Genomic DNA, 19952 nt, shown 5'->3' with positions numbered 1-19952 from the left:
CTGGCACGACTCCAACAGGGACAACTTCGGTGTCACAAACTAGCGTTGACCCAACTTCGATGACAACTCACCCAACATCGCTGTCACAGGTCAGACCGACTGCCACACCCCCCTCGTACGCCCTCCGGGGCCGCCGGTCCCGGATTGGCCTTGGCCCGCCCCTCCCGGCCCCCGGTAGCGTCCGGAGCATGCGCATCCGAATCGTCGACGCCTTCACCGACCGGCCCTTCTCCGGCAACCCCGCCGGGGTCCTCCTCCTCGACTCCTTCCCGGACGACTCCTGGCTCCAGCGGGTGGCCGCCGAGGTCAACCTCTCCGAGACCGCCTTCGCGCACCCGCTGCCCGCCGGCGGCGAGGCCGACTGGGCGCTGCGCTGGTTCACCCCGACCACCGAGGTCGACATGTGCGGCCACGCCACCCTGGCCACCGCCCACGTCCTGCACACCACCGGCACCGCGACCGGCCCGGTCCGCTTCGCCACCCGCTCGGGCGTCCTCGGCGCCGTCACCGACGCGGACGGCGGCATCACCATGGACTTCCCGACCTCCTCGCTCACCCCGGTCCCGGTCCCGGACGGCCTGGCGGACGCGCTCGGCGCCGAGATCCTCGCCGTCCACGACACCGCCGCCCACGTCGGCGACGTCGTCGTCGAACTGCGCGACGAGGCCGCCGTCCGGGCCCTCGCCCCCGACCTCGCCGCCCTCAAGGCGCACTCCTCGCGCGGCGTGATCGCGACCGCGCCCGCCGCCGACCCCGGCAGCAGCTACGACTTCGTCTCGCGCGGCTTCTTCCCCGCCGTCGGCATCGACGAGGACCCCGTCACCGGCAGCGCCCACACCGCGCTCGCCCCGTACTGGTCGGCCCGCCTCGGCCGCGACGACCTCACCGGCCTCCAGGGCGGAGCCCGTACGGGCCTCGTCCGCACCCGCCTGCACGGCGACCGCACCCTCCTGACCGGCCACGCCGTCACCGTCATCGACGGCGAGCTGCACGCCTGATGCCCGACCCCACCCCTGAGGCATGAAGCCTCAAGCCCGGACACACCGAAGGGGCGTACGGCTCCGATGCCGTACGCCCCTCCGCACCCCGATACGCCAACACGCCTACGCGCCCACGCGCCCACGCGCCCACACGCCCACACGCCCACACGCCTACACCGTGGGCAGCCAGTCCACCTTCCCCGCCAGCAGCCCGTAGCCGACGAAGGCCACGATGTCGAGCAGCGCGTGGGCGACGACCAGCGGCCCCACCCGCCCCCAGCGCCGGTAGAGCCACACGAAGACGACGCCCATCACCATGTTGCCGATGAAGCCGCCGATGCCCTGGTAGAGGTGGTACGAGCCGCGCAGCACCGAGCTCGCCACCAGCGCGGCCATCGGCGACCACCCCAACTGCCCCAGCCGGCGCAGCAGATAGCCGACGACGATGACCTCTTCCAGGACGGAGTTCTGGAGCGCCGAGAGGATCAGGACGGGGTACTTCCACCACACCTCGGGCAGCGACTCGGGGACCACCGTCAGGTTGAAGCCCGAAGCCTGCGCGGCCAGGTAGAAGGCGAGGCCCGCGCTGCCGATGCCGGCGGCCACCAGCGCCCCGCGCCCGAGGTCGGGCCACGGCCGGGTCCGGTCGAAGCCGATGGCCCGCAGCCCGGAGCCCTCCCGCATCAGCAGGTGGGCGACGAGCACGACCGGCACGAGGGCCGTGGCGATGCCGAAGAGCTGCCAGGTGAGGTCGAGCCAGGGGCGGCCCGGCGCGTACGAGCCGTTGAGGTTGGCCGCCTGCTCCTTGAGCGCGCCGGGCCTGGTCAGCGAGCCGATGAAGCTGATCAGCGAGGAGACCGCGCTCGCGCCGAGCGAGAGCGCCAGCACGATGAGGGTCTCGGAGCCCAGCACCCGCCGCGACAGCCCGCCCGGAGGCGGTCCGGCGTCCACGACCCGATGTTCCGCCACCACACCCGACTCCCGTTCCCGTTCTCGTACCCGCGCGCGTACGCACACGTGCACCCACGCACCCACGCACGGGCACACGTACGCACACCCGTCACGACCGCCATGAGAACCGACCACACCGGTCCTCGGTACGACGATCATGCGCGACGGCACACCGGAAACGCCATCCCGGGACTCCCTCTCCTTACCCCTCTCCTTACCCCTCCCCCTACGCCCCCGCGGTCCCCACCGCCCACGTGTGCACCGGCTCCCCCTCCAGCATCAGCGCCCGGTACCGCCGGGTGGTCGCCGCCAGCGCCGCCTCCCGGTCGAGGCCGGACTCCAGCGCCTGGTGGAAGGTGTCGGCCTGCCAGGACGCGCCGTTGACCCGCCTGCGGCACCGCTGCTCGATGACGCCCAGGTAGAAGTCGCGGTCCGCCGGGTCGATGTGCCAGGCGTCGAGCCCCGCCGCGGCCAGCGGCAGCAGCTCGTCGAGGACGAGGCGTACGGCGGGCTGGGTCGCGATCCCGCCCGCGCGGCCCGCCCGGGGCCAGCGCAGCTCCGCGTCGATGCCGTGGCGGCAGGCGGCGTCGAAGTTGGCCTCGGCGTCCTCGAACGTCATCCGCTTCCAGAGCGGGCGCGGGTCGTCGGCGAGCGAGCGGACGAGCCCGTAGTAGAAGGCGGCGTTGGCGAGAACGTCGGTGACGGTGGGTCCGGCCGGCAGCACCCGGTTCTCCACCCGGAGGTGCGGGACGCCGTCGACCCAGCCGTACACCGGCCGGTTCCAGCGGTAGACCGTGCCGTTGTGCAGGACGAGCTCCTTGAGCTGCGGCACCCCGCCCTCGTCGAGGACGCGCAGCGGGTCCTCCTCGTCGCACAGCGGCAGCAGCGAGGGGAAGTAGCGCACGTTCTCCTCGAAGAGGTCGTACACCGAGTCCACCCACCGCTCGCCGAACCAGGTGCGCGGCCGGACGCCCTGGGACTGGAGCTCGGGCGGGCGGGTGTCGGTCGCCTGCTGGAAGAGCGGCGGGCGGGACTCGCGCCACACCTCGCGGCCGAAGACGAAGGGCGAGTTGGCGCCGAGGGCTATCTGCACGCCGGAGACGGCCTGCGCGGCGTTCCAGACGGACGGGAAGCGGGCCGGCGTGACCTGGAGGTGGAGCTGTACGGAGGTGCAGGCGGCCTCCGCGATGATCGACTCCGAGGTGTGGCGGAGCCTTTCGGCGCCCTGGATGTCGAGCGTGATGTGTTCTCCGCGGGCGATGAGGATCTGGTCGTTGAGCAGGGCGTAGCGTTCGGCCGAGGAAAGGTTCTCGAAGACGAGCTCGCGGGGTGAGAGGGTCGGCAGTATGCCGATCATGACGACGCCGGCGTCGAGTTCGGCCGCCTTGCGGTCGGCATATCCCAGTCCGGTTCTCAGCTCTTCCGCGAGCCGGTCGAAAACGTGGCCGCCGAGGCGGCGCGGGGCGATGTTCACTTCCAGGTTGAACATTCCGAGTTCGGTCTGGAAATCGGCGCTCGCGATCTTTTCGAGGACGGCGTCGTTCAGCATCCGGGGGAGTCCGTCGGAACCTGTGAGATTGAGTTCGATCTCGACGCCCATGAGGTTGCGCGCGCGGTCGAACCGCTGCTCCGCGAGGAGCCGGGCGAGCCCCGCCAGACACTGCTGGAGCTTGCGCCGGTACCGCTGGCGGTCGGTCGGGCCGAACCCGTCCGTCACGACCTTCTCCCCCATCGAGGCGTCCCTCCCGCGTGGGCGGCCACCGGGCGGGGCCGCGCGTACGGACGATGATGCCCACGCCACTGATCGACAACGCCTGCGTTTCCGGCCCCTCGGTGGATAGTCTGGTACGAACCTGTCACCGCGCGCGTGGACCTTCACCCCCGGACCGGCTGTCGACATATACCAATGTCATATTGCCTCCCCGGTGCGGGCGGCACGGCTTTCGGAATTCTGACGTCCGGCTTGCCGGGGAATGCGAGGACGGAGATCCTGTCCAGGCTCCGATTCCGCACCGCGGCCCACCGATTGCGGCCTGATGACACCTTGTCAGGAATATCGGCGGGGTCTAGCGGAAACAATCTCTGAACACGTGTCGTATAAACTCCGCGGACGAGGCAGAGCGCCGGCGACCGGCCATGACCCATGGCCCCCCGCTCCGCCCCCGCCGCCGACAGCGCCGTCGCACCTGTCCCCGCAGCCCCGCACCCCGTATCCCTGCACCCCGTATCCCGCACCCCTTCACCCGTATCCCCGTGTCTCCTGAGCGAGAGGCGACCCACACGATGCTCCGACCCTCCCCGGCCCCCGCGCCTGCCCTCCGCAGCGTCCTCGCGGCACTCGGCTCGCCCACGGCCGTCCGAGAGGCCCGCACCCCGGCCCTGCGGGCCGCGACGGGACCGCTGTGCCCCGAACTCCCGCTGCCCGTCCATGTGCTGAGGATCTCCGAGGCACCGGGACACGAGCCCGGCACCCGGCTCGTCGGCTGGCGGTTCCTGATCAGGAGCGGGGACCGGGCCGTCGCCGCCGCGGACACCATGCTCACGCCGGACGGCTGGTCCTTCTCGCACTTCTTCGAGGGGCCGTACGTCGCCGCGACGGAGCGGGCACTGGTCCAGGCCGAGGCGCTGCCGGGCACGTACGAGCCGCGGCTGCTCTCGGTGCCGGAGCTGTACATGCTGACGCTGTGGCTGCACGCCGAACCGGATCCGGACGGTACGGAGCCGGGCGCGGAGTCCGCCGACGTGCTGGTGCCGCTCGCGCCCGCGCCCCCGGGCATCGCCGCCAACCGCCCCTACCGGGTGGCCGATCTGCTGCCCGTGCTCAGTACGCGGCTGGCGCCGCCGCCGCTCCTCGGGTCCGCGGCGCCCGCCTGACCGGGCCCGCGCACCCCGCCTCGTGACCCGCCCCGTGACCCGCCCGGGTCACGGGGCGCACTGCTGTCCGGAACCGGCGCCCGAACGACGCCCCCGAACACCCCTCCCGGACGGACTAGCCCGCTCGGGCCATGCCGAACCACCCGAAAAGGCGGGGGTGTTGACCTGAACCGCCCCTGCGGGTGATGCGTCTTCCCAGGAGAGGACGAGCTGACGCGAAATCCCTGCGGAAGACCGTCCGTGCGGCAAGACTGGGACCGGAACCGAACCGACCGACGGGGGCGGCCATGAGCGCGCAGAGCCGCAGGACATCCATCACGACGCAGCGAAAGAACCCACCCATGTGCCAGCACCAGCCTGCCTGTCCCACCGCCGACTCCGCCGACCGTGAGGCCGCCCGCCCTCTGGCGTGCCACCCGGAGCAGGGCTGGAGCCTGCTGTGCAACGGTGTCCTGCTCTTCGAGGACACCGGCGAACTGCTGCCGGACGGGCAGATCATCGCCCCGCACCGGCCGCTGACGACGGGCCGGGTGACGACGGCCGCCTGAGACCCTGCCGGGGCAACGCCGAGGGCCGGCCCGGAGGAGACTCCGGACCGGCCCTCTGTCATACCCGCGGTCAGTGGTCGTACTCGTCCAGCGGCGGGCAGGAGCAGACCAGGTTCCGGTCGCCGAAGGCGCCGTCGATGCGGCGGACCGGCGGCCAGTACTTGTCGGCCGTGGAGACGCCGGCGGGGAAGACCGCCACGTCACGGTCGTAGGAGTGGGTCCACTCGCCGCCGAGCGCGGCCGCGGTGTGCGGGGCGTTGCACAGCGGGTTGTCCTCGGCGGGCCACTCGCCGGCGGCGACCTTGTCGATCTCGGCGCGGATCGCGATCATCGTGTCGCAGAAGCGGTCCAGCTCGGCCAGGTCCTCGGACTCGGTCGGCTCGATCATCAGCGTGCCGGCGACCGGGAACGACATGGTCGGCGCGTGGAAGCCGTAGTCGATCAGGCGCTTGGCGATGTCGTCGACGGTGACGCCGGTCGCCTTGGTCAGCGGCCGCAGGTCGACGATGCACTCGTGGGCGACGAGCCCGGCCGGACCGGTGTAGAGCACCGGGAAGTGCGGCTCCAGGCGCTTGGCGATGTAGTTCGCCGCGAGGACGGCGACCTGGGTGGCGCGCTTGAGGCCCTCGCCGCCCATCAGGCGGACGTACGTCCAGGAGATGGGCAGGATGCCGGCCGAGCCCCACGGGGCGGCCGAGATCGGGCCGACGCCGGTCTCCGGGCCCGCGGTGGGCTGGAGCGGGTGGTTCGGCAGGTACGGGGCGAGGTGGGCGCGGACGCCGACCGGGCCGACACCGGGGCCGCCGCCGCCGTGCGGGATGCAGAAGGTCTTGTGCAGGTTGAGGTGCGAGACGTCGCCGCCGAAGTGGCCCGGCTTGGCGAGGCCGACCAGGGCGTTGAGGTTCGCGCCGTCGACGTACACCTGGCCGCCGGCCTCGTGCACGGCCGCGCAGATGTCGGCCACGTGCTCCTCGAAGACGCCGTGCGTCGACGGGTAGGTGATCATCAGCACGGAGAGCTCGTCGCGGTACTGCTCGATCTTGGCGCGCAGGTCCTCGACGTCGACCTCGCCGTCCTCGGCGGTCTTCACGACGACGACCTTCATGCCGGCCATCACGGCGGAGGCGGCGTTGGTGCCGTGCGCGGAGGACGGGATGAGACAGACGGTGCGCTGCTCGTCGCCGTTGGCGCGGTGGTAGGCGCGGACCGCGAGGAGACCGGCCAGCTCGCCCTGCGAGCCGGCGTTCGGCTGGATCGAGACCTTGTCGTAGCCGGTGACCTCGGCCAGGCGCTCCTCCAGCTCGGTGATGAGCGTGACGTAGCCCTGGGCCTGGTCGATCGGCGCGAAGGGGTGGATCTGGCCGAACTCGGGCCAGGTCACCGGCTCCATCTCGGTGGTCGCGTTCAGCTTCATGGTGCAGGAGCCGAGCGGGATCATGCCGCGGTCGAGCGCGTAGTCGCGGTCCGAGAGGCGGCGCAGGTAGCGCAGCATCGAGGTCTCGGAGCGGTGCGCGTGGAAGACCGGGTGGGTCAGGTACGCGTCGGAGCGCAGCAGCGCGTCCGGGAGGACGTCCTCGGCGGTGGCGTCCAGGGCCTCCACGTCGGCGTCGACGCCGAAGGCGCCCCAGACGGCGGCGAGCTGGGCGCGGCCGGTGGTCTCGTCGCAGGAGATCGAGACGTGGTCGGCGTCCACGCGGTACAGGTTGACACCGGCCTCGCGGGCGGCGGCGGCGACGGCGTCGGCGCGGCCGGGGACCCGGGCGGTGAGCGTGTCGAAGAAGGCGCCCTGGGTGAGCTCGACGCCCCCGGCGGTCAGACCGGCGGCGAGGATCGCGGCGTACCGGTGGGTGCGCTGGGCGATCTGCTTCAGGCCGTCCGGGCCGTGGTAGACGGCGTACATGCCGGCCATGACGGCGAGGAGCACCTGGGCGGTGCAGATGTTGCTGGTGGCCTTCTCGCGGCGGATGTGCTGCTCGCGGGTCTGGAGGGCGAGGCGGTACGCCTTGTTGCCGTCGGCGTCGACGGAGACGCCGACGAGGCGGCCGGGCAGCGAGCGGGCGTGCTTGTCCTGGACGGCCATGTAGCCGGCGTGCGGGCCGCCGAAGCCCATGGGGACGCCGAAGCGCTGGGTCGTGCCGACGGCGATGTCGGCGCCGAGCGAGCCGGGCGAGACGAGCAGGGTGAGCGCGAGCAGGTCGGCGGCGACGGTCACGATCGCGCCGAGCTCGTGGGCCCGGTCGATCAGCGGCTTGATGTCGCGGACGGCGCCGGAGGCGCCGGGGTACTGGAGGAGCACGCCGAAGACGCCGCGCTCGGCGATCTCGGCCGGGATGCCCTCGGAGAGGTCGGCGACGACCACCTCGACGCCGGTCGGCTCGGCGCGGGTCTCGATGACGGCGACGGTCTGCGGCAGGGTGTCGGCGTCGACGAGGAAGACCCCGTTCTTCACCTTGCCCACGCGGCGGGCGAGCGACATGGCCTCGGCGGCGGCGGTGCCCTCGTCGAGGAGGGAGGCGCCTGAGGTCGGCAGACCGGTCAGGTCGGCGACCATGGTCTGGAAGTTGAGCAGCGCCTCCAGGCGGCCCTGCGAGATCTCCGGCTGATAGGGCGTGTACGCCGTGTACCAGGCCGGGTTCTCCATGACGTTGCGGAGGATGACCGGCGGGGTGAAGGTGCCGTAGTAGCCGAGGCCGATCATCGGGGCGAGGACCTGGTTGCGGCCGGCGAGGGTGCGCAGCTCGGCGAGGACCTCGGCCTCGGTGCGGGCACCGGGCAGGTCCAGCGCCTCGGCGTTCTTGATGACGTCCGGCACCGCGGCGGCCGTCAGCTCGTCGAGCGAGGCGTAGCCGACCTGGGCGAGCATCTTGGCCCGCGCCTCGGCGTCGGGTCCGATGTGCCGCTGCTCGAAGGGAATGCCCTGCTCGAGCTCGGAGAGCGGGGTGCGGTTGGCGGTCATGATGCGGGGGCCTCCTGGTCGTCACGACCTGCGAGGGGCACCACGGCGCGGGTGCCCGGACGGCCTCCCCCTCTGTCATCTCAACCTGAGAGCTTCACCGGCACGCCCGAGGGCACGCCGGCTTTCACCGTCGGTGAGAGCGGATGCCGTCGGACTCCCGCCCTGCTTTCCAGAGTGACCTCGCCCGCGCGGTACCGGGTGCCTGAGAGATTCCGGGGAGGATTTGCTCCTTCGGCGCCCCCAGAAACCTTCTCCGGAGGACTCTCCCGCACGGTGTCGACAGCCACAGCCAGCCTACCAGCGCGGTTGTGCCCCTCATCGCTCAAGTGGCCGACATCCCACTTGTGCACTTTCGTAGGGGTGTAGAGCAGTTGCGACCAGTTGGAGGGACCGTGCAGACCGACATCGATCCGCGCAGCCTGATCGGCCGCAAGGCGTTCGACCGGAACGGACACAAGATCGGAACCGTGGACGAGGTGTACCTGGACGACGCGACCGGCGTCCCCGAGTGGGCGGCCGTCCGCACCGGCCTGTTCAGCAGGGACGCGTTCGTCCCCCTGGAGCCGAGCGAGCTGACCGCCGACGGCCTCCACATCCCCTTCGAGCGCTCCCTCATCAAGGACGCCCCCGACTTCGGCGTAGGCCGCCACCTCTCCCCCGAGCAGGAACTCCAGCTCTACCGCCACTACGAACTGGCCCTCCCACCCCCACCAGAAAAAATCCCCGACTTCGGCCACCTGGCAGGCCAGGACGACACCGCGTAGCCCCCCGCCCGCAGATCCTCGCGCCCCTCCCCGAGGACGCCGCCAGCGCCGCGACCGACCACCCCAGGGCACACGTCCGTGTGCCCTCGGACACCCCCGGGCCCCGCCCGGGGGCACACGCGCGTGTGCCCCGCAGACACGCAGGCCCCGCTCGGCGGCGGGGCACGCCCATGTGCCGTACGTTCCTCCCGGCGCGCACCGCGCCCACCCGCCGCGGGCGCACACCTCTGTGCGCCCCCTCGGACACCCCACCGCCTACGTCACTCCCCCTCCCGGACGACCGGTGCGGCCCTCTCCGCCCCCGTCACCCCGCCAGGCACCAGCGGCAGCGGATCGGCCGGTTCCAGCTCCGGGTCGTCCACGGCGAAGGTCCGCACGCGGCCCGGGGTCGTACTGCCGGGTTCCTCGAAGCGGACGGTGACACGGCCGAGGCCGCTGCCCTGCACCCATCCCGCCCCCAGGACCGCGTGCCGCACGTCGTTCCCCGGGGCCCACCGCCGCGCGGCCGTCTCGGCGGCGGCGGCCGTCGTCGGGGGCGCCGGTACGGCCTCCACCGGGGCAGGCCCGGCCCCGGGCACCTCCTCCGCCCCGAGCACGGCCGCCCCCTCAGCAGCCTCCGCTTCGGCCTCCGCCTCCGCCTGCGCGAACAGATCCTCCTGCGTGTAGTCGGCCAGCCCGCTCACCCCCACGCCCAGCAGCCGCACCCCGCCCGTCGTGTCCACGAGCTCCAGCAGCCGTTCCGCGGCCTCCCGCACCACCAGCGGGTCGTCCGTCGGCCCGCGCAGCGTCTCGGAGCGGGTCAGCGTCGAGAAGTCGTACCGCCGTACCTTCAGCACGATCGTCCGCCCCGAGTGCCCCGACCCCCGCAGCCGCGCCACGCACCGGTCCGCGAGCCGCTCCACCTCCAGCCGGATCCGCAGCCGGTCGTGCAGGTCGACGTCGAAGGTGTCCTCGACGGAGACCGACTTGGCGTCCCGCTCGGCCACCACGGGCCGGTCGTCGTGCCCGAGCGCCATCCGGTACAGCGAGGCCCCGTGCGACCGCCCCAGGATCCGTACGAGCTCGTCCTCGCCCGCCTCCACGAGGTCGGCGACCGTCGTGATCCCGGCCCGCCGCAGATGGTCACCGGTGGCCGGCCCCACCCCGGGGATGATCCGCACGGACCGGGGCGCGAGCAGCGCCCGCTCGGTCCCGGGCTCGTAGAGCACGAGCCCGTCGGGCTTGGCCTCCTCCGAGGCGATCTTCGCGAGCATCTTGGACCCCGCGAGCCCCACCGAACCCGTCAGTCCGGTCGTCGCCAGGATCTCCGCCCGCAGCCGCTCCCCCACCACCCGCGCGCTCACGCTGTCGTCCGCCAGCCCCCCGGCCTCCAGGTCCACGAACGCCTCGTCGAGGCTGAGCGGCTCCACCAGCGGCGAGAGCCGCCCCAGCAGCTCCATCACCTGCCCGCTGATCGCCCGGTAGAAGGCGAACCGCGGCACCAGATACGCGGCGTTGGGCGCGAGCCGCCGCGCCTGCCCCATCGGCATCGCCGAGTGCACGCCGAAGCGCCGCGCCTCGTACGAGGCAGTGGCCACCACACCGCGCGGCCCGAGCCCACCCACGACCACGGGCTTGCCGCGCAGACTCGGCTTCGACGCCTGCTCGGCGGCGGCGAAGAAGGCATCCATGTCCAGATGAAGGATCGTGGGGGCGGCTCTCACGTCTCCGATGCTGCCTCACGCCACTGACAATCGCCCGTACGGGCGACACGCCCCCACCAAGCCCAGCAAACCCAGCAAACCCACCAGGCCCACCAGGCCCACCAGGCCCACCAAGGCCACCAAGCCTCAGACGGCCCGGTCCCGCCTCCGCCGCGCCAGCTCGTCCTGCGGGTTGTGCCCCACCAGCGTCTCGCCGGTGTCGACGCGCTCCCCGTGCAGCTGCGAGAGCGCCGCCTCGACGTCCCGCCAGACGACCCCCACCGCGATGCCGAAGACGCCCTGCCCGCCCTGGAGCAGCGAGACGACCTCGTCCGGCGAGGAGCACTCGTAGACGGTCGCCCCGTCGCTCATCAGCGTCATCCGCTCCAGGTCGCGGAAGCCGCGGGCGCGCAGGTGCTGCACGGCGGCCCGGATGTTCTGGAGGGCGACGCCCGTGTCGAGGAAACGCTTGACGATCTTCAGGACGACGACGTCCCGGAAGCTGTAGAGCCGCTGCGTCCCGGAGCCGTACGCGGGGCGCACGCTCGGCTCGACGAGCCCGGTGCGCGCCCAGTAGTCCAGTTGGCGGTACGTGATCCCGGCGGCCGCGCAGGCCGTGGGGCCGCGGTATCCGATCGCCTCGTCCGCCACCCCGGCGCTCGTCTCCGTACCGAAGTCGCCCACACTGCCGTGAAGCGGATACGGACCGCACTCCCCGGACGCGCGTCCGAGCGAGCTCCCTGCCGTACCGTCCGCGCTGCTCATCACGCGACCCTCCGTCCTTGACCTGCCCACTCGAAGGTAGGCAGTCGCTAGGGGTGCGTCAACGATCGCCACACTCGGCACGCCGAGTGATAATCACCCAGAGAGTGGTTTCACGTATCCCACTCCGGGGAAAGGCTACTCGAATGCGCCGACAGCGCTCCTCGCCCGCCCCTCTCGCGCCCCGCCGGACGCCGCCCAGGACCCGCCCCGTCACTGGCTCCCGTCACTGGCTCCCGAAGTCCTCCGGCGAGATCTGGTCGAGGAACTCGCGGAACTTCTCCACCTCGTCCTCCTGCTCGTCCGGGATCGCGATCCCGGCGTCGTCGAGGACGCCGTCGCTGCCGAAGATCGGCGAACCGGTCCGCAGCGCCAGGGCTATCGCGTCGGACGGACGCGCGCTCACCTCCACACCGCTGGCGAAGACCAGCTCGGCGTAGAAGACCCCGTCGCGCAGATCGGTGATCCGGACCTGGGTCAGCTCCTGCCCCACCGCCTCCAGCACGTCCTTGAAGAGGTCGTGCGTCAGCGGCCTGGGCGGGGCCATGCCCTGCTGGGCGAAGGCGATCGCGGTCGCCTCGCCGGGGCCGATCCAGATGGGCAGGTACCGGTCGCCCCCCACCTCGCGCAGGAGCACGATCGGCTGGTTGGAGGGCATTTCCACCCGGACACCCACAACGTCGAGCTCGTTCACACAGCAACCCTAGGACGTGCCCGACCGGTTTGGATAGTCGGGCCCCCGCTCAGCGCCGTCGCGACCCCGCGCCGAAGCCGTCCGCGCCCCTCACCGGAGGCGGATCCCGAGCGCTACTGGAGGCGGATCCCGAGCGTCACTGGAGACGGACCCCGAGCGCCGTCTGCACCAGCGCGGCGTGCAGCCGCACCGACAGCTGCGCCAGGTCGGCGGCCGTCTCCTCGGCGTGTGCCCGGGTCTGCGGATTGCGGTGGCGGCGCAGCGGCGCGACGACCTGCTCGATCAGCCCGGCCTCCCGGTCCGCCGACGCCTTCACGGCGCGCAGATGCCGCGGTTCCAGCCCGAACCGCCCGAGATCGGCCACGATCCGGGCCACGTTGACGCTCTCCGCGTCATAGCCGCCGCCCTCGCACTCGGCGATCAGGCCGTACGACTCCCACTCCACCAGCTCGGTCTCGGTGACCCCGGCCGCGGCGACCAGCTCGGCCCGGCCGAGCCGCGCGGCGGTCGGCCGCTCGCCGTCCTCGTCGTCCACGGGGCCGTCGAGGAGCCCGTCCAGCAGATCGCGGCGCCGGCCCGGCGCCGGCAGCTTGACCTGCTCGCCGCGGGCGAGGGCGTCGAGGTGCTCACGGATGACCTTCAGCGGAAGATAGTGGTCCCGCTGCATCCGCAGGACGGCGGCGAGCCGCTCCACGTCCTCCGGGCTGAACTTCCGGTACCCGGAGGCCGTACGACGGGGCTCGACGAGCCCCTCGGCCTCCAGGAAGCGGATCTTGGAGATCGTCACTTCCGGAAACTCGTCCCGCAGGTGGTTCAGCACGGTGCCGATACTCACCAGCCGGTCGCCCGCGGTGGCGGTGCCGGATCCGGCACCGCCCGTCGGTGTTCGCACCATGGACCTTTCCTGAAGGATCTCCGCCAGGCGTGTCAGACGCCTCGCTGGCTCGCGTAGAAGACCAGCCGGTACTTGCCGATCTGCACCTCGTCGCCGTTGTTGAGCACGACCGACTCGATCGGCTCCCGGTTGACGTAGGTGCCGTTGAGGCTGCCGACGTCGGAGGCGGTGAAGCGCCCGTCGTGGCCCCGGCGGAACTCGACGTGCCTCCGGGAGACCGTGAAGTCGTCCAGGAAGATGTCGCTCTGCGGGTGCCGGCCGGCCGTCGTCAGCTCACCGTCCAGGAGGAAGCGGCTGCCCGAGTTCGGACCGCGGCGCACCACGAGCAGCGCGGAACCGGGCGGCAGCGCCTCGACGGCCGCGAGGGCCTCGGGGGACAGCGCCGGGATCGCGATCTGCCCGGTGGTCTCCGCGTCGTACGCCTCCAGGCCCGAGATCGAGATGGTCGACGTCGTCTCGGAGGGACGCTCGGCGGCGATCCCGCCCCGCAGCGGCGTGCCGCAGTGGGAGCAGAAACGGCTGTCCGCCGTGTTGCGGTGACCGCACCTCGTACACACCGGCATGGCCGCGTCCTCCTGCCGCGGTTGCCCCGCGGAGGTCTGGGTCGCGTACGGATCGGGGGTAAACCCTCCACCCGTACTTGAGGTTGATGGTTCACCGAAACCTATGCGCGCGGCACCGGTGTGGTCAACAGACGACGCGCCCTGGGCGCCCGAAATGTCACCACCCTGGCCACCGACCTCGTCGCGGAAGAGCGGACGCTCGCCGCCCTGCTCCTCGCTCTGGGCGTGGCGCGGCGCGCGGTGCCTGGCGTTGCCGCCGTCCTCGCGTGCGCTCTTGCCGAACAACTTCGCAAACAACTTCACGGGCGATTCCCCTTGACCGAAACAGACCCGCCCGTGGGGCAGGACGAACCGAGATCCATCACACCTGCCGACCCGGACACCTTCACAACGTCCGTATCCTCCGGACAGTTTCCACCACGCACCACCGTTGTGGTGCGCCGACCCCCCGCAACGCTCCAGCCCATGTCGCGGGACCCCTCGCCCCCTCTCTCACTGGGAGGACGACCGAGCGTAGTCAGGCCGCTTCGCGGGTCGCAAGGCATCGACGACGATCTTCGCCGACCGCTCCACCGTGGCCGTGGCCTGCTCCTTCTCGAGGGTCTGGACGACTCCACCGGGGATGTTGAGCGCGGGCTCGAGATCCTCGGGCTTGCCGATGACCTTGAAGACGTACGGAGCGGTCACCGGCGTTCCATCGATTCGCATGTCATCACCGCCACCTGTGAAATAGCTGTTCGCGACCACGCGCACGCCGTCGACCTGGATCGCCTCGGCACCGGCCGCCCGCAGCTCCTGGATGGCGTCGAGCAGCATGTCGGACTCGACCGCGCCGACCGGGTCGGTCACGGTCAGCGTGATGCCGGGCCCCTCGGCGGCCACCGTGCCGGCCAGGATCCCGAGCTGCCGCTCCTTCTCCTGCGTCTGCCGGCGGGCCTCCTCGGCCTGGTCGGAGCTGGACTCCAGCTCCGACCGCTGCTTCTCCAGCCGCGCCTTCTCGTCCTCCAGCCGCTGCGTGCGGTCGTCGAGCTCGTCGAGGATCCGTACGAGATCCTCCTGCCGCGCCCCGCGCAGGGCGCTGGACTCGCTGGTCGAGGAGACCTGGATGGCGAGGCCGAAGCCCAGGCAGCACAGCAGCAGCGCCACGATGAGCTGGGCCCGCGTCACCCGCGGCGGCCACAGGGCGTCCGCCAGCCGCCGGCGCCCGTCCGGCGCGCTCCCGGCACCGCCACCCGCCTCCGGGGAGGGCACAGCGGCCTCGGGAGCGCTCCCGAGGCCGTCCACGGGTCGCGGCTCGGACTGGGGTTCCGTACGACCGCCCGACTCACGCACCCCGGAGACCTCGGGCGTCTCCGCCTTGGGCGTCTCAGGAGTCTTCGGCGTCTCAGGAGTCTTCGGCGTCTCGGGCTTCTTCGGCGTCTCGCCGCTGCCCGGCTCGGGCTTCTCGTTCGGGTTCACACTCATCGGCCTCACGCCCGGAAGACATGGCGGCGGATCGCGGCCGCGTTGGAGAAGATCCGGATGCCGAGCACGACGACGACACCGGTGGAGAGCTGCGCGCCGACGCCGAGCTTGTCGCCGAGGAAGACGATCAGCGCGGCCACGACCACGTTCGAGAGGAAGGAGACGACGAAGACCTTGTCGACGAAGATCCCGTCGAGCATGGCCCGCAGGCCGCCGAAGACCGCGTCGAGGGCGGCGACCACGGCGATCGGGAGATAGGGCTCGACGACCGCCGGGATCTCGGGCCGGACCAGCAGTCCCGCCACGACTCCGACGATCAGGCCCAGTACGGCGATCACGATGTTGCCTTCCCCTTGTCGGCCGTGGCCCGCCCGGACGGCGTCGCCGCCCCGGTCCCCCTCGGCTCAGCTGTACGTACGATCAGGCTCGGCGCGGCCGGCAGGCTCAGCTCGCCCTCGACCGAGACGCTGCTCCGGATCCCGAAGTTCTCCACCAGCGCGTGCAGGTACTGCCCGTCCGCGCTGTCCTGGAAAGTGGTGCTCAGCCGCTGCCCGTCCCCGACGGCGAGGACGGTGTACGGCGGCACGAGCGGCCGGTTGTCGACGAGTATGGCGTCACCGGCGGCCCGGATCGCGGACAGCGAGGTCAGCCGCTGGCCGTTGATCGACACGGCCTCCGCGCCCGACTCCCACAGCCCGTTGATCACCCGCTGCATGTCCCGGTCGCGCACCCGCCCGGTGTCGGAGAAGCCGGCGCTCTCGCGCGGCCCGCCGCCTCCGCTGTCGGAGCCCTTGGCGTCGTCGACCACGAGCTTCACCCCGGGGCCGTGCACGGGCGTGGCGCCGGAGAGCAGCGCGACCAGTTCCGCCTGGTCACCGCCGTGCTCCTCAAGGGCGGCACGCTGCCGCTCACCGACCTCGGCCCGCATCCGCTCGATGTCCTTCTCCAGGTCGTCGGCGGTCGCGTTCTCGCCCTCGATCCGGTCGATCAGCTCCTGCCGCTCCTTGGCGACGACGGGGGCCGAGATCCGGGCCTCGGCCGCGCCCACCGTCACCACGGCGGCGGCCAGCACAAGCCCGGCCGCGAGGCCGAGCTTGGCCCGCAGCGGCTTGGGCATCGCGCCGCCCTCGGCCGCGCGCCGGGCGGTCGCCTCCGCGTACCCGTCGTCCAGCGCGTGGTCGATCACGTTGTTCAGCAGCGACATCGACGCGTCCGGGCGCGGGGGCGGAGAACCGGTGCTCCGAACGGGGGGCTGCTGCGACATGCCGCACATCGTCGCACGTCGCACGCCCTACCGCCGAATGGCCCCGTCGAAGGGCCGGGCGGCACCGTGAAGGTGCCGCCCGGCCCCGGACCGCCCGTCCGGTCAGCGACCTGCGCTCTCGACCACCTGCGCCCACTCGTCGAGCAGCGCCTGCGCGGAGGTGTCGTCGGGCCCCTCGGCCCACAGATGGGTGACGGCCTCCGCCGGGTCGGGCAGCACCATCACCCACCGCCCGTCGGCCTCCACGACCCGCACGCCGTCGGTGGTGTCCACCGACCTGCTGCCGGCCGCCTCGACCACCCGCCGCATCACGAGCCCCTTCACCGCCCACGGCGTCGCGAGGTCCCGCTTGATGACGTGGGCCCGCGGGATCCGGGCGTCGATCTGGCTCAGCGTGAGCTGCGTCCGCGCGACCAGACCGATCAGCCGCACGAAGGCCGCGGCCCCGTCGAAGACGCTGCTGAACTCGGGCACGATGAACCCGCCGCGCCCGTCACCGCCGAAGATGGTCGACTCCTGCCGGCCGACCCGGGTGAGGTCGTCGGGCGAGGTCGTCGTCCACTCCACCTGAGTGCCGTGGTACGCGGCCACCTGCTCGGCGATACGCGTCGTGGTGACCGGCAACGCCACCCGCCCGGACCGGCGCTCCGCCGCCACCAGGTCCAGCATCACCAGCAGCGCCCGGTCGTCCTCGATGATCCGGCCCCGCTCGTCCACCAGCGACAGCCGCTCGCCCACCGGGTCGAACCGCACGCCGAACGCGGCCCGCGCCGACGCCACAATCTCCCCGAGCCGGACGAGCCCGGCCCGCCGCCGCTCGACGGACTCCGTCGGCCGCGACTCGTCGAGCCCCGGATTGATGGTCAGCGAATCCACCTGGAGCCGCCCGAGCAGACTGGGCAGTACGAGCCCCGCGCTCCCGTTGGAGGCGTCCACGACGACCTTCAGCCCGGCCTCAGCGATCCCGGTCGTGTCGACGTTCCGCAGCAGCGAGCCGGTGTACGAGTCGAAGACGCTCGCCGGGAAGGACAGGTCGCCGATCTCCCCGGGGAAGGCCCGCCGGTACTCCTGCCGCGCGTACACCCGGTCCAGCTTCCGCTGCCTGGCCTGCGACAGGTCCGCGCCCCGCTCGTCGAAGAACATGATGTCGACCGAGTCCGGCACACCGGGAGAGGTACGCACCATGATCCCGCCGGCGCTCCCCCGCGCGGTCTGCTGCCGGGCCACCGGCAGCGGCACGTTCTCCAGGTCCCGCACGTCGATGGCGCTGGCCTGGAGCGCGGAGATCACGGCCCGCTTGAGAGCACGCGCACCGCGCGAGTGGTCACGCGCGGTCGTGACGGTCGCGCCCTTCTTCAACGTCGTCGCGTACGCCCCCGCCAGCCGTACCGCCAGCTCGGGCGTGATCTCGACGTTGATGATCCCGGACACCCCGCGCGCCCCGAAGAGGTGCGCCTGGCCGCGGGACTCCCAGATCACGGAGGTGTTGACGAAGGCACCGGCCTCGATGGTCTTGAACGGGTAGACCCGGACGTTGCCCTGCACGATCGATTCCTCACCGATCATGCACTCGTCGCCGATGACGGCCCCGTCCTCGATCCGGGCCGCCCGCATGACATCGGTGTTCTTGCCGATGACGCAACCGCGAAGATTGCTCTGCTGCCCGATGTAGACGTTGTCGTGGACGACCGCCTTGTGCAGGAAGGCGCCGGTCTTCACCACCACGTTGGACCCGATGACGCTGTGCTCACGGATCTCTGCGCCGGCCTCGACCTTGGCGTAGTCCCCGATGTACAGGGGCCCGCGGAGGACCGCGTCGGGGTGGACCTCGGCTCCCTCGGCGACCCAGACGCCGGGCGCCATCTCGAATCCGTCGATGTCGACCTGGACCTTGCCCTCGAGCACGTCGGCCTGCGCCTTGACGTAGCTCTCGTGGGTGCCGACGTCCTCCCAGTAGCCCTCGGCGACATAGCCGTAGATCGGCTTGCCTTCCTTCATCAGCTGCGGGAAGACATCACCCGACCAGTCCACCGGAACATCGGCCTCGACGTAGTCGAACACCTCGGGCTCCATGACGTAGATGCCCGTGTTCACCGTGTCTGAGAAGACCTGTCCCCAGGTCGGCTTCTCCAGGAATCGCTCGACCTGCCCCTCCTCGTCGACGATCGTGATGCCGAATTCCAGTGGATTCGGCACCCGCGTCAGACAGACGGTGACGAGTGCGCCCTTCTCCTTGTGGAAACGGATCAGGTCGGTGAGGTCGAAATCGGTGAGGGCATCCCCCGAGATCACGAGGAAAGCGTCGTCCTTCAACGCTTCCTCGGCGTTCTTCACACTGCCCGCTGTGCCGAGAGGCTTCTCCTCATTGGCATAGGTGAGCTCCATCCCGAGCTCCTCGCCGTCGCCGAAGTAGTTCCTGACGAGCGACGCGAGAAACTGAACGGTGACGACGGTCTCGTTGAGACCGTGCCTCTTGAGCAGTCGCAGGACGTGCTCCATGATCGGCCGGTTCACCACCGGCAGAAGAGGCTTGGGCATGCTCGAGGTCATGGGGCGAAGTCGGGTTCCTTCGCCACCGGCCATCACGACGGCCTTCATGTCGGAAGCGTCCTCCTTGAAGAGACGACGGTCCTGCCGACCGACCCTGTCCGCTCACTCGCCCTCGGGCGTCCTCGTTCCTGCCGGCGACGCTGCACGGCACGGGACGGACGGGCTCAATCGGCCGCGGTATCCGCCTTCACGAGTCGGCGGACCTGGACCACGTAGAGGATCCCTGCCCACCAATACAGAGTTGTACCCCATCCTGCGAAAGCCCATCCGAAAACTTCAGCGAGTGACGCCAGCCAGCCGGTTCCGTCACTGAGAAGCAGCAGCGGGAAGGCGTACATGAGGTTGAAAGTCGCAGCTTTCCCGAGGAAGTTCACCTGCGGCGGCGGGTAGCCGTGCCGGCGGAGGATTCCCACCATGACCAGCAGCATGACTTCGCGGGCCAAAAGCACCGCGGTCAGCCACAGTGGCAGGATCTCTCGCCAGGTGAGGCCCACGAGCGTGGACAGGATGTACAGCCGGTCGGCCGCCGGGTCCAGCAGCCGGCCGAGGCTGCTGATCTGGTTCCACTTCCGCGCGAGCTTCCCGTCGAGATAGTCGCTGACGCCGCTGAGCATCAGGACGACCAGCGCCCAGACGTCACTGTTGGGCCCGCCGAACTCCGGCCGGAGGATGAGCCACAGGAACAGCGGCACGCCGAGAAGACGCGCCATGCTGAGAATGTTGGGGATGGTGAGGACCCGGTCCGTCTGGACCTCGGTCTCCTGGACCTCCACCCGAGGGCCTCCTGCTGGAAAAGGTACTGACGGTTGACCCCTGACCTTACCTCCCGCTCCCACCCTCTCCGGACCCGGGTCGTCGTGAACGCAGAAAAGCCCCGCACCATGAGGTGCGGGGCTTTCCCACAATGATCGTTCGGCGGCGTCCTACTCTCCCACAGGGTCCCCCCTGCAGTACCATCGGCGCTGAAAGGCTTAGCTTCCGGGTTCGGAATGTAACCGGGCGTTT

General features: G+C 71.3%; 17 protein-coding genes, 1 rRNA gene and 1 riboswitch. Of the genes, 4 read left to right on the top strand and 14 right to left on the bottom strand.

Features of this window, described 5'->3' with window-relative positions; translation table 11 throughout:
• The first annotated feature begins 188 nt into the window (after positions 1 to 188).
• Positions 189 to 998, top strand: a complete 810-nt coding sequence (locus ACFXMG_RS38800; protein WP_383828568.1) for a PhzF family phenazine biosynthesis protein — start codon at positions 189 to 191, stop codon at positions 996 to 998.
• Between the two features lie 153 nt (positions 999 to 1151).
• Here the strand turns inward: ACFXMG_RS38800 and ACFXMG_RS38795 are convergent, their stop codons facing one another.
• Positions 1152 to 1931 (bottom strand): CPBP family intramembrane glutamic endopeptidase, encoded by a 780-nt coding sequence (locus ACFXMG_RS38795; protein ID WP_383828566.1) that lies wholly within the window; start codon positions 1929 to 1931, stop codon positions 1152 to 1154.
• A 226-nt stretch (positions 1932 to 2157) separates the two neighbouring features.
• Positions 2158 to 3663, bottom strand: coding sequence for a glutamate-cysteine ligase family protein (locus ACFXMG_RS38790; protein ID WP_383828564.1), 1506 nt, complete (start codon positions 3661 to 3663; stop codon positions 2158 to 2160).
• A 551-nt stretch (positions 3664 to 4214) separates the two neighbouring features.
• Here ACFXMG_RS38790 and ACFXMG_RS38785 point away from each other — a divergent pair.
• Together ACFXMG_RS38785 and ACFXMG_RS38780 are read left to right on the top strand one after the other, a co-directional pair.
• Complete coding sequence (locus ACFXMG_RS38785) at positions 4215 to 4805, top strand: hypothetical protein (protein ID WP_383828562.1); 591 nt, start codon at positions 4215 to 4217, stop codon at positions 4803 to 4805.
• Between the two features lie 341 nt (positions 4806 to 5146).
• Positions 5147 to 5353, top strand: a complete 207-nt coding sequence (locus ACFXMG_RS38780) for a DUF5999 family protein (RefSeq protein WP_383828560.1) — start codon at positions 5147 to 5149, stop codon at positions 5351 to 5353.
• Positions 5354 to 5423: 70 nt separating this feature from the next.
• Here ACFXMG_RS38780 and gcvP read toward each other — a convergent pair whose 3' ends face one another.
• Positions 5424 to 8309, bottom strand: coding sequence for an aminomethyl-transferring glycine dehydrogenase (gene gcvP / locus ACFXMG_RS38775; protein ID WP_383828558.1), 2886 nt, complete (start codon positions 8307 to 8309; stop codon positions 5424 to 5426).
• A 179-nt stretch (positions 8310 to 8488) separates the two neighbouring features.
• Positions 8489 to 8588, bottom strand: a riboswitch (glycine riboswitch).
• 113 nt (positions 8589 to 8701) lie between these two features.
• Here gcvP and ACFXMG_RS38770 point away from each other — a divergent pair.
• On the top strand, positions 8702 to 9073 hold the full coding sequence (locus tag ACFXMG_RS38770; protein WP_383828556.1) for a PRC-barrel domain-containing protein: 372 nt from the start codon (positions 8702 to 8704) through the stop codon (positions 9071 to 9073).
• A gap of 260 nt (positions 9074 to 9333) precedes the next feature.
• Here ACFXMG_RS38770 and ACFXMG_RS38765 read toward each other — a convergent pair whose 3' ends face one another.
• The 11 genes from ACFXMG_RS38765 to rrf all read right to left on the bottom strand — a co-directional run.
• Entirely contained in the window at positions 9334 to 10776 is a 1443-nt protein-coding gene (locus tag ACFXMG_RS38765) for a DNA polymerase IV (RefSeq protein WP_383828554.1), read from the bottom strand.
• Positions 10777 to 10902: 126 nt separating this feature from the next.
• Positions 10903 to 11520 (bottom strand): MerR family transcriptional regulator, encoded by a 618-nt coding sequence (locus ACFXMG_RS38760; protein ID WP_383828552.1) that lies wholly within the window; start codon positions 11518 to 11520, stop codon positions 10903 to 10905.
• A gap of 223 nt (positions 11521 to 11743) precedes the next feature.
• Entirely contained in the window at positions 11744 to 12211 is a 468-nt protein-coding gene (locus ACFXMG_RS38755; protein WP_030492457.1) for a bifunctional nuclease family protein, read from the bottom strand.
• Between the two features lie 136 nt (positions 12212 to 12347).
• Entirely contained in the window at positions 12348 to 13106 is a 759-nt protein-coding gene (locus ACFXMG_RS38750; RefSeq protein WP_383828550.1) for a MerR family transcriptional regulator, read from the bottom strand.
• Positions 13107 to 13138: 32 nt separating this feature from the next.
• The gene (locus ACFXMG_RS38745; protein WP_383828592.1) at positions 13139 to 14080 is read right to left on the bottom strand and encodes an FHA domain-containing protein; all 942 of its coding nucleotides are present in this window, start codon (positions 14078 to 14080) and stop codon (positions 13139 to 13141) included.
• Positions 14081 to 14161: 81 nt separating this feature from the next.
• Positions 14162 to 15133 carry a DUF881 domain-containing protein gene (locus ACFXMG_RS38740; RefSeq protein WP_383828548.1) on the bottom strand — a complete coding sequence of 324 codons (972 nt, stop codon included), beginning with the start codon at positions 15131 to 15133 and terminating at the stop codon, positions 14162 to 14164.
• A gap of 5 nt (positions 15134 to 15138) precedes the next feature.
• Positions 15139 to 15471 carry a small basic family protein gene (locus ACFXMG_RS38735; RefSeq protein WP_030492461.1) on the bottom strand — a complete coding sequence of 111 codons (333 nt, stop codon included), beginning with the start codon at positions 15469 to 15471 and terminating at the stop codon, positions 15139 to 15141.
• Complete coding sequence (locus tag ACFXMG_RS38730) at positions 15468 to 16397, bottom strand: DUF881 domain-containing protein (protein ID WP_383828545.1); 930 nt, start codon at positions 16395 to 16397, stop codon at positions 15468 to 15470. Before ACFXMG_RS38730 ends, ACFXMG_RS38735 begins: the two co-directional genes overlap by 4 nt.
• Before the next feature lie 102 nt (positions 16398 to 16499).
• Positions 16500 to 18995 (bottom strand): sugar phosphate nucleotidyltransferase, encoded by a 2496-nt coding sequence (locus ACFXMG_RS38725; protein ID WP_383828543.1) that lies wholly within the window; start codon positions 18993 to 18995, stop codon positions 16500 to 16502.
• 116 nt (positions 18996 to 19111) lie between these two features.
• On the bottom strand, positions 19112 to 19720 hold the full coding sequence (locus tag ACFXMG_RS38720) for a CDP-alcohol phosphatidyltransferase family protein (protein WP_189849257.1): 609 nt from the start codon (positions 19718 to 19720) through the stop codon (positions 19112 to 19114).
• A 137-nt stretch (positions 19721 to 19857) separates the two neighbouring features.
• Positions 19858 to 19952, bottom strand: a 5S ribosomal RNA gene (rrf, locus tag ACFXMG_RS38715); the annotation flags it as partial.

The organism is Streptomyces sp. NPDC059201 (assembly GCF_042754585.1).
Taxonomy (GTDB): domain Bacteria; phylum Actinomycetota; class Actinomycetes; order Streptomycetales; family Streptomycetaceae; genus Streptomyces.
The sequence above is the reverse complement of the archived record's forward strand: the minus strand, read 5'-3'. Positions and strand labels throughout refer to the sequence as shown.

Bases quoted from the DNA above. Each gene is read 5' to 3' on its own strand.
- ACFXMG_RS38780 (WP_383828560.1), top strand. From the start codon at position 5,147: ATGTGCCAGCACCAGCCTGCCTGTCCCACCGCCGACTCCGCCGACCGT.
- ACFXMG_RS38800 (WP_383828568.1), top strand. From the start codon at position 189: ATGCGCATCCGAATCGTCGACGCCTTCACCGACCGGCCCTTCTCCGGC.
- ACFXMG_RS38760 (WP_383828552.1), bottom strand. From the start codon at position 11,520: ATGAGCAGCGCGGACGGTACGGCAGGGAGCTCGCTCGGACGCGCGTCC.
- ACFXMG_RS38725 (WP_383828543.1), bottom strand. From the start codon at position 18,995: ATGAAGGCCGTCGTGATGGCCGGTGGCGAAGGAACCCGACTTCGCCCC.
- gcvP (WP_383828558.1), bottom strand. From the start codon at position 8,309: ATGACCGCCAACCGCACCCCGCTCTCCGAGCTCGAGCAGGGCATTCCC.
- ACFXMG_RS38750 (WP_383828550.1), bottom strand. From the start codon at position 13,106: ATGGTGCGAACACCGACGGGCGGTGCCGGATCCGGCACCGCCACCGCG.
- ACFXMG_RS38740 (WP_383828548.1), bottom strand. From the start codon at position 15,133: ATGAGTGTGAACCCGAACGAGAAGCCCGAGCCGGGCAGCGGCGAGACG.
- ACFXMG_RS38730 (WP_383828545.1), bottom strand. From the start codon at position 16,397: ATGTCGCAGCAGCCCCCCGTTCGGAGCACCGGTTCTCCGCCCCCGCGC.
- ACFXMG_RS38790 (WP_383828564.1), bottom strand. From the start codon at position 3,663: ATGGGGGAGAAGGTCGTGACGGACGGGTTCGGCCCGACCGACCGCCAG.
- ACFXMG_RS38785 (WP_383828562.1), top strand. From the start codon at position 4,215: ATGCTCCGACCCTCCCCGGCCCCCGCGCCTGCCCTCCGCAGCGTCCTC.